This is a genomic window from Mycobacterium canetti CIPT 140010059, from assembly GCF_000253375.1.
Classification (GTDB): domain Bacteria; phylum Actinomycetota; class Actinomycetes; order Mycobacteriales; family Mycobacteriaceae; genus Mycobacterium; species Mycobacterium tuberculosis.
Genome location: NC_015848.1, coordinates 2845570 through 2859134 on the forward strand (window position 1 = coordinate 2845570; position 13565 = coordinate 2859134).

Here is a 13565-nt window from a genome sequence, read left to right on the forward strand (position 1 = left end):
TCACGGGGCGTGGGCGAAGCTAACATTAGCCGCGCGTCAGCTTGCGGTGGGTGACCCTATGCGGTCGAGCGGCGTCGACACCGAGCCGTTCCACCTTGTTCTCCTCGTAGGCGCCGAAGTTGCCCTCGAACCAGAACCACTTCGCCTCGTTGTCGTCGTCACCCTCCCACGCCAGGATGTGCGTGCACGTGCGGTCAAGAAACCAGCGATCGTGCGAAATCACCACGGCGCAGCCGGGGAAGTTCAGCAGAGCATTCTCCAGCGAACCCAGAGTCTCGACATCCAGGTCGTTCGTCGGTTCGTCGAGCAGAATCAGGTTGCCGCCCTGTTTGAGCGTCAACGCAAGGTTGAGCCTGTTGCGCTCCCCGCCGGATAGCACACCGGCCGGTTTTTGCTGGTCCGGTCCCTTAAACCCGAATGCCGACACGTAGGCCCGTGACGGCACTTCGGTTTGACCGACCTGGATATAGTCCAGACCGTCCGAGACAACCTCCCAGACGGTCTTCCGCGGATCGATGCCAGCACGGGCCTGGTCCACGTAACTCAGCTTGACGGTCTCGCCGACCTTGACGCTGCCGCTGTCCGGTGTCTCGAGCCCGACGATGGTTTTGAACAGTGTGGTCTTGCCTACCCCGTTGGGCCCAATGACGCCGACGATGCCATTGCGGGGCAAGCTGAACGACAGGTCCTTGATCAGGGCGCGCCCGTCGTAGCCCTTATCGAGGTGGTCGACCTCAACCACCACGTTGCCTAGGCGGGGCCCGACCGGGATCTGAATCTCCTCGAAGTCGAGCTTGCGGGTCTTCTCCGCCTCGGCTGCCATCTCCTCGTAGCGCTGCAGGCGCGCCTTGCTTTTGGCCTGGCGCGCCTTGGCCCCGGACCGGACCCAAGCCAACTCCTCGGTCAACCGCTTTTGCAGCTTCGCGTCCTTGCGGCCTTGCACCGCGAGCCGCTCGGCTTTTTTCTCCAGATAGGTCGAGTAGTTGCCCTCATAGGGGTAGGCGCGGCCACGATCGAGCTCCAGGATCCATTCCGCGACGTTGTCCAGGAAGTAACGGTCGTGGGTGACCGCCAGGATCGCACCAGGGTAGCTGGCCAGATGCTGTTCGAGCCACTGCACACTTTCCGCGTCTAGGTGGTTGGTCGGCTCGTCGAGCAACAACAGGTCGGGTTTGGACAACAGCAGTTTGCACAGCGCCACCCGGCGACGCTCGCCACCGGATAGGTTGGTTACCGGCTCGTCGGCCGGCGGACAGCGCAGCGCATCCATGGCCTGCTCGAGCTGCGCGTCGAGGTCCCACGCGTCGGCGTGGTCCAGTTCCTCTTGCAGCCGACCCATCTCTTCCATCAGCTCGTCGGTGTAGTCGGTGGCCATCAATTCGGCGACCTCGTTGAAGCGGTCGAGCTTGATCTTGATGTCCCCCATGCCCTCTTCCACATTGCCGCGAACGGTCTTGTCCTCGTTCAGCGGCGGTTCCTGTTGCAGGATGCCCACGGTGGCGCCGGTGGCCAGGAAGGCATCGCCGTTGTTCGGCTTGTCCAAACCGGCCATGATCCGCAAGACGCTCGACTTACCGGCCCCGTTGGGGCCGACGACACCGATCTTGGCGCCCGGATAGAAACTCAACGTCACGTCGTCGAGGATCACCTTATCGCCGTGCGCCTTGCGGACCTTCTTCATCGTGTAGATGAACTCAGCCATGCCGCGGTGTTGCCTTTCTGGTCCTTCGGGTTACCTCGCGAACCATCCTAGGCACCGCCGGGGCAGCATCGAGGCGACCCCTAAGCCGATATGGGCAGGGGGTTGTGGCCAGTGATGGCGTCGTCGACCACGACATCGGAAACCGAGTCGGCTGCCGACGCTGGGGCGTCGGCGGCACCGGCCGCCCCGGTCCCCGTGGCGGCCGGGAGATCACCGGCGCTTGGACCGGTGTAGGCCGGCTTTTCGATGCGCACGATCACGCGCGACAAATCCGGCCCTACCGACATCGCCCGCATCTCCAGCGACGAGCGACGAATGCCGTCCCGGTCCTCATATTCACTGGTGTACACGTGTCCCACCACAATCACCGGTGCGCCCTTGCCCAATGCCGCGCCCACCCCGGTGACCAGCCTTCCCCAGCAATTGACGGTGATAAACAGCGAGTTGCCGGGCTCCCAACCGCCGTCGCTGGTGCGCCGGCGCGAATTGCTGGCCACCCGGAACTTGACGACCTCTTGATCACCGACTTTGCGGCGCTGCAAATCGTTGACGATGTGACCGACCACGGTCAGTGGCGTTTCGAACATTTGCTCATTCCTTTCCTAGTTGCGTTGGCACAGTTGCGTTGGCACCGGGTGATTCCGCGAACTGCCCACGCATATGCCGAGTGCTATTCACCTCGGCCACACCGACATTTGCCGGGATGCGACCGTCGCCGCGCGCAATCCTGTGAATGAAGCGGTAACTGTGGATTAACCAATTAATTGGCTACTTGGCCTGCAAACCTGGGAACCAGACCGAAACCTCGCTCAGTATTCACAAAACGGTCCAATGGGGCAGGGTGACGGCGATAACATCCCAATGACCGTGATTCTTCGAACCATGGCGACGTACGGGCCACGACAACCTGCCATTGAAGGGGCGACGACAATGAAGACAAGGAACCCACGGACGCTGCTAACCTGGCTGCTCGGCGCGATAGTTACTGGGTTGTACGTGGTTTTCGCTACGGGCTGCCAATTGCAAGCGCCCGCGCCTCCCACTCCGGAAATAGGTTGGTCGGGCCCGCAGGCTCTACTGCCGGCGCCGGATGCGGCGCCAACGCACCTCGGCGTCTAGCCGATCGCGGCGGACAAGTCGCCCGGCACCCAGGGCGAGCAGGGCTTCACGACAGCTAGTGAGCTATAGACGACTTCGTGTTAGCGCCGCTGGCGGGGACGTTGGCGCTGAGGGGATCGAGTTCCTCAGCTGCCCGTGGACAAGAACCGCACCCCGCAGCGAGTCGGCATGGACACTCGCGACGCCGCCACGAGTCTGGCGGTGTACGCCCATTGCGCGCGTCACGCGCCCACTGACCCAGTTCACTGGGGTGCCGTTCGCCGTGCTCGCGGCGGCGCTCACGGCGCTGCATCTGACGGCATGGCGCACCGCATTCGGTTTTTCTGAGCGCTGGGAAAATGGCCAGCCGTCTGGCTCATGGCGTCTACGCAACGCCACGCCCCCAACACGTTCTTAGATTCGGTCGCGTCCTTGACGCGCTTTGAACTCGCGGGCGACGAACTGGTTGCGCGCGATCTGCTCGACATAGTCGAAATCCCGCAGAATGTTTCGTAACTCCCGCCGGAAGGCGACCCTACGTTCGGCGAGGTCGGCCGCCGGCGCTATCAGCTCCTGATCGACGGCGACCTGGCGTGCAGTGGCGAACAGCAGCGTCGATACCGGTTCGCTGCTGCGGACCCGGCCCTGTGCCACAAACTGACGGCCGAGGCCGAGCGCCAGCTCCGTCAACTCCTCAGGACCGATGTCAGGCGGAGCATCGCGCAACACGTCGGCAACGATCTCATAGGCTTCGAAGAAGACCCGCAACATCGCGTCCGACATCAGCGGCCGTTTGGCATACAGCATCGCGTCGATCTCATTGCCCCCGACGCCAAGATGATCCTCCCAGTCTTGGTGCCAGGCCATCTCTTGGGCGATGTTGGCCCGAAACGCCGTGGAATCCGCGAAATAGAAGTCGAACTTCAGCAGATCCCGCAACCGCATCGCCTGGGCCCAGAACGCGGCGACGCGGTCACCTTCGGCGTGCTTGGCATGGGCCAGCGCGAGCTCGACGATCGAGGTCTCCAAAAACGCATGGATCACCGAGTTCCGGTAGAACGCCGCGGCGTGCTCGTCGTCAGGCGCTATGTACCATACCGGCTCCCGGCCACTGTCGACCCGAGTGACCGGGTGGCCGTTGGACAACGCGTCCGCCGCCGCACGGACGCCTTCGCGAGAGCGCAGTCGCAATGCGCTTGTCGAAACCGGCGATTGTTTGCGTTCCAGATAGTCCAGTGAGTCCTGCAACGTGTGGTGCAGCTGGTCGAGCGTCAACGCGGTGCCGCGGGTGGTGAGCAGCAGTGCGGACACCAAACCCGTCGCGGTCACCGGCGTCGCCTGCAAAATCCTCCAGGCCACCTCGAACGACATCTTCTGCAACGCAAGCCGTTTCGCGGCCGGATCCTGGGTCAGCTCGCCGTGCGGTGCGCCGAGGTACTGGCGCATCGAGACCGCTTCGGGGAAGCGAACGTAGATCTTGCCGAAGTTGCGTTCCCCCTGCGCCTTGATGAAGTTGTAGAGCCAGCGCAAACCTTCGGGCGTCTTCTCCGCGCCACGCGCGTAGGCGGCGTATTCGGTGATCTCGTGCAGCTGATCGAAGCAAATCGAAACCCCCTGCAGCAGGATGTCGTCACTGCGGCCGTCCAGGTAAGCATCGGCCACGTAGCTCATCAAACCGAGCTTGGGCGGCAACATCTTTCCGGTGCGCGACCGGGTGCCTTCGATGGACCAGCTCAGGTTGAACCGCTTCTCGACCACGTAGCCCACGTACTCCTTGAGCACGTACTTATACAGTGGGTCGTTGCCGATATTGCGCCGGATGAAGATCATCCCCGAGCGCCGCATGAGGGGTCCCATGAGACCGAACGACAGGTTGATGCCGCCGAACATGTGCACCGGCGGTAACCGGTTGTCCTGCATGGCCACCGGTACCACCACGCCGTCGATGTAGGACCGGTGCGAGAACAGCAGGACCGCCGGATGAGCCTCCAGTGCGGCGCGCATCGCCGCGACCTGATACTCGTCGTAGTCGAATTCCGGATCGAAGCCGCGGCTAGCCAGCCTGCCGAGGACGGAAACCAGGTCTACCGACACCTGGCTCCATCCGGTGGAGAGTTCGTCGAGCATCTTCCCGGCATCTTCGACCGTGGCGCCCGGAATCCGGTCCAGGCCGGCACGAAATCGTGCGGACGCCAACATCTCCGGCTTCACCAGCCGGGGAGATTTGTATTGCGGTCCAAGGATCCGATATTCGGCGCGCGCCAGCGCCAACAGCGCTCGGCGGCTGACGAACTGGGCGAAATCGCGCTTGTTCTCTGCCACCGTGGTATCGCGCCACTGCTGGCGCAGTTCGGACACCTTGGCCGACTCGCCGGCCAACACCCGCGCGCGCCTGGGATCGGTACGCAGGATGCGACGCTGCTGACGCTGGCTGGGATGGTAGGGATCCCGACCCGGGAGCAGTGCGGCCACCTTGCCCGCCCGGCTGCGATCGGCGGGAGGCAGCCAGATCACCCGAACCGGCACGATAGAACGGTCCTCGCCAGATTGTGGGCTGGATGCGAAGCCGGGCTCGAGCTGCTCGACCAGTGCCGTCAGCGCCGCCGGCGGAGCGTTGCGCGGTGGCAGCTTCAATATGTCGAACTTCGAGTCCGGATGGCGTGCACGCTGCTGGCCCAGCCAGCCCATGATCAGCTCCATCTCGACCGGCGTCGCCGTGGAAGCCAGCACCAGTGTGTCCTCGGCAGTAAGCACCGCGCTGGCATCGGCCGCCGGTTTGGTCACGACCGTCCTTTGGCGCTAGAGCTTGGCGATGCGGAGGCCTCACCATCCTTGCCAGCGATCTTAGATTCGCTGGGTTTGGCCTTCGGCGATGCCTTCTTTGTAGCCGCCTTCGTCGCGGCCGCGCCTTTATTGGCGGCGCTTTTGGCGGGAGCCTTCTTAGCCGGCACCCTTTTCGCGGTGGCCTTGGCGACCTGAGCCCTGGCTTTTCTGGCGGCCTTCTGCTCGGCGTACAGATCGACCGCGGGCAACCCATCGACCGGCCAGTCCGCCAGCGTGTCCAGATACAGCTGGCGCACCTCGGCGATACGATCCGGCAGGGCGTCCAGGGTCCAGTCATCGACCGGAATCGGCGGAAACACCGCGACGTCGACCGTGCCCGGATTGATCGTGGTGGAGTTGCGCGAGGCGACGATCTCCGCATTGCGGATCACGATCGGCACGATCGGGATCTTCGCGGCCATGGCGATACGGAAGGGCCCCTTCTTGAATGACCCGACTTCGGTGGTATCCAACCGGGTACCTTCGGGAGCGATCACGATCGATAGTCCATTGCGGGCGCGCTCCTCAACCGTGTGCAGTGTCTCCACCGCGGCGACCGGATCATCACGGTCGATGAACACACCGTCCAGCAACTTCCCCAGCGTGCCCATGATCGGGTCGCTCGCCAGTTCCTTCTTGCCCACCCCAACCCAGTTGTCGCGCACCAGCGCACCGGCAATGACCGGGTCAACCTGGTTGCGGTGGTTGAAGATAAAGACGGCGGGCCGCTGGGCGGTCAGATTCTCTTTTCCGATCACATTCAGGTGCACGCCGCTGGTCGCCAGCAGCAGCTGAGAGAAGGTGGAGGTAAAGAAATTCACGCCGCGGCGCCGGCTACCGGTCAGCACACCGATCCCTACCGCGCCGGCCGCGACCGGGACGATGGTGCTCAGACCGGCAAGTGTCCGCAACTGCCGCCGGATGCCCACACCGCCGCGACTGTTGAACTTCAAGATCGGCCAGCCCCGTCGCTTGGCGACCGCGGCCATCTTTCCTTCCGGATTGGTCGGTCGCGGATTGCCCACCAGATACATCAGGGCGACGTCCTCGTCACCGTCGGCATAGAAGTAACTGTCTTTGAGATCGATGTCGTGCTCGGCCGCAAAGCGTTGCACCGCAGTGGCTTTGCCCGGACCCCACAAAATTGGCTTCAGCACACCCCCGGTGAGTATCCCGTCCTCGTTGGTCTCGAACTTGTTGGTGAGCATGTTGTTGATCCCCAGAAAACGTGCGACTGGGCCAACTTGGATGGTCAGCGCCGACGAGCTGAGGACCACGGTGTGGCCGCGGGCCACGTGAGCCCGGACCAGTTCCCGCATTTCCGGGTAGATCCGGGACTCGATCCGCTGGGCGAATAGCCGCTCGCCGATTTCTTCCAGGTCGGTCAAGAGCCGCCCGGCCAACGCCGCGGCGGCCTTTCCGATAAGGTCTTCGAACTCGATTCGCCCGAGCGTGTGATTCAGGCCGGCCTGAACCATACCGAGCAGCTCGCCCACGCCCATATCGCGGCGCCGCAACCTCTCCTGGGTGAGGATGACGGCCGTGAAGCCGGCGACCAGCGTGCCGTCCAGGTCGAAAAACGCACCGACCTTCGGGCCGGCAGGACTGGCCAGAATCTCGGCTACCGAACCGGGTAGGCGCAAATCCGGCGCCGACTTCCGCGTCGCCCGCTCTTCCCCCTGCTCGTCAGCGGCGCTCATGAGCCCGACACCGATCGAGGCACTGAACCGGCTCCTTGAGTATCGAACGACGCCGGCAGCACACGCGGTGCCGGATCACCGGCCAGCGCAAGGATTTCGTCGAAACCCGCCTGCAGGCATTGAGCGAACAACTCGTCGTTTCGCACCGACGCCCTGTCGTAGCGCACCGTGACGGTGCACCACCCGCCCCGGGAAATTAGCACTACCATCATCGCCACACCGGGCAACGGTCCAATACCGTACTGCCGCAGTATCTTCGCGCCGGCAAGGTAGGTATCCCCTGGGTAGACCGGAACATTGCTGGCTTGCACATCGGAACCGATCACCGAACCGGTGATCCCCTCCAGCACGGCCGTCGGCAAGATACTCAGCACCGGTGCAATGGAACCGATGATGTTCATCGCGGGCTCGTCGCGACGCTGGGTCATCTGCGCCCGGATCTTCTTCATCCGGGCCACCGGATCGATAGTGCCCACCGGCGCCGCCAGGTTGACACCGGTGAACTGGTTGCCGCCGGCCGCATCGCCCTCGGCCCGCAGGTTGACCGGCACCGCCATCGGCAGCGTGCTGATCGGCACGCCCAGGGCCTCGTGGTAGCGGCGCAGCGCGCCACACAGACCCGCAAGGTAGGCGTCGTTGATCGACCCGCCGCCGGCCTTTGCGGCCTTGTGCAGGTCGGCGAGCCGGATGTCGATGGCCTCGGTACGGGTGGTCAGGCTGCGCCGGCGCAGTAGGGGTGAGGGTTCAGCAGCTCGGTTCAGCACCCGGATGCCCGACCTGGCGTAGCCCAAGATCCCCGACACGGTGGACACCGGTTCCAGAACAGCCCGCCCGGCCATCGATACCGCCCCGGACAGCGCGTCCAGGACACCGCCGACGACAGCAATTGGCAGGTGGTTGATGCCCCGGCGCATCAGGTCATTGGGGGACAGATCCTCCGGAATGGGTTGCGGCGGCGTCGACCTAGGTGGTGGATCGCGCTCGAGGTCATAGATCTGCGCGAACATCTCCACGCCGCCGACACCGTCGGTGACCGCATGGCTGACGTGCAGCAGCATCGCCGCTCTGCCGTCAGCCATACCCTCCACCAGGGTGGCCGTCCACAGCGGGCGCGATATGTCCAGCGGCGACTGCAGAATCACCTCGGCGAGATCGAGCACTTCGCGCAACGTGGCGGGTCCGGACACACGCACCCGACGCACATGGAAGTCCAGATTGAAGTCCGGATCCACCACCCAGCGCGGGGCCGCGGTCGGCAAGGTCGGCACCACCACCTTCTGCCGCAGCCGCAACACCCGTCGCGAGGCGTTTTCGAATCGGGTCCGGAAGCGATCCCAGTCCGGCGTGCCGTCCAGCAGTTCCAGCGCCATGATCCCCGAACGAGTCCGCGGATTTGCCTCGCCCCGATGCATCAAATAGTCGACCGGCCCAAGCTCGTCGGACAACCTGGGGGACTCGCCGGACTCAGCCATGGCCACGACCCCGCGCGGGTTGGGCAACTCGACGCACAAACTCTGTCACCGCCGATCAGACCTCCTGCTTCAAACCCGCCACCGCCACGCACCACAGTGCCAACACAACGCTAGTCGCGATGACGCGGTGGTGAAAGCCGATGCGGGCCATGATCCACCCGCAGCACCGATGCCGCGGCCACGACCGACGAAACCTCGTGTTGGGCAGCCGAGTTGGAACGGCCAAGCTCAGCTGGCCGGAGGTGACGACAGCGCCAGCGAACCCTTGCGAGCACCCATCCGTCGCCCGTAGATCACACCCAAGAAGTCCGAGACCGCTTCGGCGACCATCCGCGATCGGACCGTGGCGGCGAGGTCGAACGCGTGGTGGGCGTTGGGGAGCTCAGCGTAGGACACCGTCGCGGCACCCGCGTCGCGCAGCGCCGCGCTGAAGGCGCGAGATTGCGCGCTCGGCACCATCGGATCCTTCTCACCGTGCAACACGAAGAACGGCGGAGCCTCGCTGTGGACGTACGAAATCGGCGACGCCGCCTTGAACAGCCCCGGGTTGTCGACGTAGCGGCTACGCATCACGAAGTGCTCCAGGAACGGCATCATCATTTCGTGCATATTCTCGGCGTTGGTGAGGTCGTAGACGCCGTAGTAGGGCGCCGCCGCTTGTACCGCCGTGTCGGCGCTTTCGAAGCCCGGCTGCAGCGCCGGATCATTCGCCGAAAGCGCGGCCAACGCGGCCAGGTGCGCACCGGCGGACCCGCCGGTGATCGTGATGAAATCCGGATCGCCGCCATAGTCGGCGATGTTCTCGCGAACCCACGCAATCGCCCTCTTCACGTCCACAATGTGCGCCGGCCACGTGCACCGTGGGCTCTTGCTGTAGTTGATCGACACACAGATCCAGCCGAGTTCCACCATCCGGCTCATCAACGGGTAAGCCTGAGGGCGTTTGCCGTTGATGGTCCACGCCCCGCCCGGGACCTGGATGAGGACCGGAGCCCGGCGGCCGGGCGCTAAATCGGGACGCCGCCAGATGTCGAGTAGATTCTCGCGGCCGCCGGGCCCGTACGGGATGTCGGAGGTCTGGGCCGCATAGCGGCGATGGGGTCCGGGAATGTGCGGTAGGTTCAGCAGCCCGCTGCGCCGGGCAGCCTCTGACTGTTCGCCGGTCGGATGCCACACTAGGTCACGGAAATCCGGGCCGAAAGCGTCCACGAGCGCCGCGTGCAGGATTTGATCCGCCCGCTGCGCCGCCCAGCTGGTGCCAAACCGGCCGATCGAGCGTGGTGATATGCGGGACAGCGCGTGGCCGGTGACGACGCGGGCCGGAAACTCCGCGGACAACCATCCTGCGACCCAACCGATGGCGCACGGTGATCCACGCAGCAGCAGGGCGCCGGCCCGGCAGGTGTCTCTGGCGTCGGCCGCCAGCTGCGCTCCCTGGCGCAATGCCTCGGCGCCGGCCCGCGAGCACCGCGAAGTCACGCTGGCGATGTGCATAACAAAGCCCACCCCTCGACGTCAGGCACACGCATCGTTGCGGTAAACGGCTGGTTGCCAGCCGGTTTTGTACGTGTGTCGAGGATCACACAATAACCAATAATTGACGTGGCGGTAGACCTTTCGCGCGTGTGGCGTCTGGAAAAATTCCTCGACGGCCACCGTTAGATAAACTGACCTGCGCATCGCCTCCGTAGCTCAGGTGGATAGAGCAAGGGCCTTCTAATCCCTAGGTCGCACGTTCGAGTCGTGCCGGGGGCACTGTGGAAATAGCAGGTCAGCATGGTGGCGTGGATTGACACCGCCTCGTTATGGGTCGACGCCCAGAGTCGCCTTCAAACTCAAACCACGGAGGTGCCCGATGGCCCAATACGACCCGGTCTTGCTCAGCGTCGACAAGCACGTTGCGCTCATCACGGTCAACGACCCGGACCGACGGAACGCCGTCACCGACGAGATGTCGGCGCAGTTGCGTGCGGCGATCCAACGCGCCGAAGGCGACCCCGACGTACACGCCGTAGTCGTGACCGGGGCGGGCAAGGCCTTCTGCGCCGGGGCCGACCTGAGTGCGCTGGGCGCCGGGGTCGGCGATCCAGCCGAGCCGAGATTGTTACGGCTCTACGACGGTTTCATGGCCGTCAGTAGTTGTAATCTGCCCACCATCGCCGCGGTCAACGGCGCGGCTGTGGGCGCCGGACTCAATCTGGCGTTGGCCGCCGATGTGCGCATCGCCGGACCGGCCGCATTGTTCGACGCCCGCTTCCAAAAGCTGGGACTGCATCCAGGTGGCGGCGCAACCTGGATGCTGCAGCGAGCGGTGGGTCCGCAGGTCGCCCGTGCGGCCTTATTGTTCGGCATGTGCTTCGACGCCGAATCCGCTGTGCGGCACGGCTTGGCGCTAATGGTTGCCGACGATCCCGTCGCCGCGGCGCTGGAGCTGGCCGCCGGGCCCGCAGCCGCCCCGCGCGAGGTCGTGCTGGCGAGCAAAGCCACCATGCGCGCCACAGCCAGCCCCGGATCGCTGGACCTTGAGCAACACGAACTCGCCAAACGCTTAGAACTTGGGCCGCAGGCGAAATCGGTCCAGTCGCCCGAGTTCGCCGCTCGCTTGGCTGCCGCTCAACACAGGTAGCGCCTACCAGCCTCGCTGGTTTCCATGGCGTGCCCCAGTCCGAAGCTGCTGCTGCTTGACTCCGCGCGCTGGGCCCGAGCGCGCGCTGTTGTACGGCCCAAACGGCGTGTCGGTGTACAGTCGCGCGCTCGCGGCTTCAGTCCGGCCCCCCGACTCCGGCAGGCCCGACGGCGCCCAGCGCTAGCCCGAAGTTCCCCCTTGTAGGGGCGGGCTGAGTTTCGATCTGTTTCGTGAGCAGGTGTTTCTGTGTTCAACTTCCCTCAACATGTACTCATGTATTATTGAGAATAGCTCGGCGTGTCATCCTCTGATGACGCTATTATCGCGCTGACCGCGTGTTATAAAGTAATCATGTACATTACCCGGGTACCCAACCGGGGATCCCCGCCGGCGGTGCTGTTGCGGGAAAGCTTCCGCGAAAACGGCAAGGTCAAGACGCGTACCCTGGCCAACCTCTCACGCTGGCCCGAGCACAAGCTGGACAGACTGGACCGGGCGCTTAAGGGCTTGCCGCCCGCGGACTGGGATCTAGCCGAGGCCTTCGATATCACCCGCAGCCTGCCGCACGGGCATGTGGCCGCGGTGGCCGGCACCGCCGAGAAGCTGGGCATACCCGAGCTGATCGACCCCACCCCGTCGCGGCGGCGCAACCTGGTGCTGGCCATGCTGATCGGGCAGATCATCGAGCCCGGATCGAAACTGGCGATCGCGCGCGGGCTGCGCGCCCAGACCGCCACCAGCACGCTGGGTGCGGTGCTGGGTGTCTCGGGCGCCGATGAGGACGACCTGTATGACGCGATGGACTGGGCGCTGGAGCGCAAAGACGGCATCGAAAACGCCTTGGCCGCACGGCATCTGACCAACGGCACCCTGGTGCTCTATGACGTATCCTCGGCGGCGTTCGAGGGCCACACCTGCCCGCTGGGAGCGATCGGGCACGCCCGCGACGGGGTCAAAGGCCGGCTGCAGATCGTCTACGGGCTGCTGTGCTCACCCAAGGGAGCGCCGGTGGCCATCGAGGTGTTCAAGGGCAACACCGCCGACCCGAAAACTCTGAAAGCTCAAATCGACAAGCTCAAAACCCGGTTCGGGTTGACCCGCATCGCCCTGGTGGGCGATCGGGGCATGCTCACTTCCGCGCGCATCCGTGACGAGCTGCGTCCGGCGCACCTGGATTGGATCAGCGCGCTGCGCGCCCCGCAGATCAAGATCCTGCTCGAGGACGGGGCGCTGCAGCTGTCGCTGTTCGATGAGCAGAACCTGTTCGAGATCACTCACCCCGACTATCCCGGTGAGCGGCTGGTGTGCTGCCACAACCCCGCCCTGGCCGACGAGCGCGCCCGCAAACGCGCCGAGCTGCTGGCGGCCACCGAAAAGGAGCTGCAGGCCATCGCCGAAGCCACCCGCCGCCAACGCCGGCCGTTACGCGGTACAGACAAGATCGGCCTGCGGGTGGGCAAGGTGCGCAACAAGTTCAAGATGGCCAAGCACTTTGACCTGCACATCACCGATGAGGCCTTCAGCTTCACCCGCAACCAGAACAGTATCGCCGCCGAGGCCGCCCTCGACGGCATCTACGTGCTACGCACCAGCCTGCCCGACAACGCCCTGGGCCGCGACGACGTGGTGGGCCGCTACAAAGACCTCGCCGACGTCGAACGCTTCTTCCGCACCCTCAACAGCGAACTGGACGTACGCCCCATCCGGCATCGGCTGGCCGACCGGGTCCGCGCCCACATGTTCTTGCACATGCTCTCCTACTACATCAGCTGGCACATGAAACAAGCCCTGGCCCCAATCCTGTTCACCGACAACGACAAACCCGCCGCCGCCGCCAAACGCGCCGACCCCGTCGCGCCAGCCCAACGCTCCGACGAAGCGCTGAACAAGGCAGCACGCAAACGCACCGAAGACAACCAACCGGTGCACAGCTTCACCAGCCTGCTCACCGACCTGGCCACCATCTGCGCCAACTACATCCAACCCACAGACGACCTGCCAGCATTCACCAAAACCACCACCCCCACCCCCACACAACGGCGCGCCTTCGACCTACTGGCCGTTTCCCACCGCCACGGCCTGGCGTAGTCAGTACCGAACCACAAATGCCCAGGTCAACGACACAAACCGCGCCGGATCAGGGG

At 64.6% G+C, this 13565-nt stretch carries 8 protein-coding genes, 1 tRNA gene and 1 pseudogene; 3 read left to right on the forward strand and 7 right to left on the reverse strand.

Annotated elements, in window-relative coordinates; genetic code table 11:
• Positions 1-25: 25 nt before the first annotated feature.
• From ettA to lipQ, 7 genes and pseudogenes are all read right to left on the reverse strand, one after another.
• Positions 26-1702 carry an energy-dependent translational throttle protein EttA gene (gene ettA / locus MCAN_RS13205; protein ID WP_003412708.1) on the reverse strand — a complete coding sequence of 559 codons (1677 nt, stop codon included), beginning with the start codon at positions 1700-1702 and terminating at the stop codon, positions 26-28.
• An 80-nt stretch (positions 1703-1782) separates the two neighbouring features.
• Positions 1783-2289 (reverse strand): single-stranded DNA-binding protein, encoded by a 507-nt coding sequence (locus MCAN_RS13210; protein ID WP_041180122.1) that lies wholly within the window; start codon positions 2287-2289, stop codon positions 1783-1785.
• Between the two features lie 587 nt (positions 2290-2876).
• A pseudogene (locus MCAN_RS23650) lies at positions 2877-3199 on the reverse strand (hypothetical protein).
• A gap of 15 nt (positions 3200-3214) precedes the next feature.
• Positions 3215-5584, reverse strand: coding sequence for a glycerol-3-phosphate 1-O-acyltransferase (locus tag MCAN_RS13220; protein ID WP_014001289.1), 2370 nt, complete (start codon positions 5582-5584; stop codon positions 3215-3217).
• On the reverse strand, positions 5581-7323 hold the full coding sequence (locus tag MCAN_RS13225) for an HAD-IB family hydrolase/lysophospholipid acyltransferase family protein (protein WP_003412713.1): 1743 nt from the start codon (positions 7321-7323) through the stop codon (positions 5581-5583). Before MCAN_RS13225 ends, MCAN_RS13220 begins: the two co-directional genes overlap by 4 nt.
• Entirely contained in the window at positions 7320-8795 is a 1476-nt protein-coding gene (locus MCAN_RS13230; protein WP_014001290.1) for a WS/DGAT/MGAT family O-acyltransferase, read from the reverse strand. Before MCAN_RS13230 ends, MCAN_RS13225 begins: the two co-directional genes overlap by 4 nt.
• A 228-nt stretch (positions 8796-9023) precedes the next feature.
• Positions 9024-10289: an esterase LipQ gene (lipQ, locus tag MCAN_RS13235; protein WP_003412725.1), complete on the reverse strand. Its 1266-nt coding sequence runs from the start codon at positions 10287-10289 to the stop codon at positions 9024-9026.
• A gap of 187 nt (positions 10290-10476) precedes the next feature.
• On the opposite strand from lipQ, the gene MCAN_RS13240 reads away from it, so the two are divergent.
• The 3 genes from MCAN_RS13240 to MCAN_RS13250 all read left to right on the forward strand — a co-directional run bounded on the left by MCAN_RS13240 (position 10477) and on the right by MCAN_RS13250 (position 13509).
• Positions 10477-10550: transfer RNA gene (locus MCAN_RS13240), tRNA-Arg, on the forward strand.
• Positions 10551-10650: 100 nt separating this feature from the next.
• Positions 10651-11421, forward strand: a complete 771-nt coding sequence (locus tag MCAN_RS13245) for an enoyl-CoA hydratase (RefSeq protein WP_014001291.1) — start codon at positions 10651-10653, stop codon at positions 11419-11421.
• A 351-nt stretch (positions 11422-11772) separates the two neighbouring features.
• Positions 11773-13509 (forward strand): IS1634-like element ISMyca1 family transposase, encoded by a 1737-nt coding sequence (locus MCAN_RS13250; protein WP_014001584.1) that lies wholly within the window; start codon positions 11773-11775, stop codon positions 13507-13509.
• Positions 13510-13565: the final 56 nt, after the last annotated feature.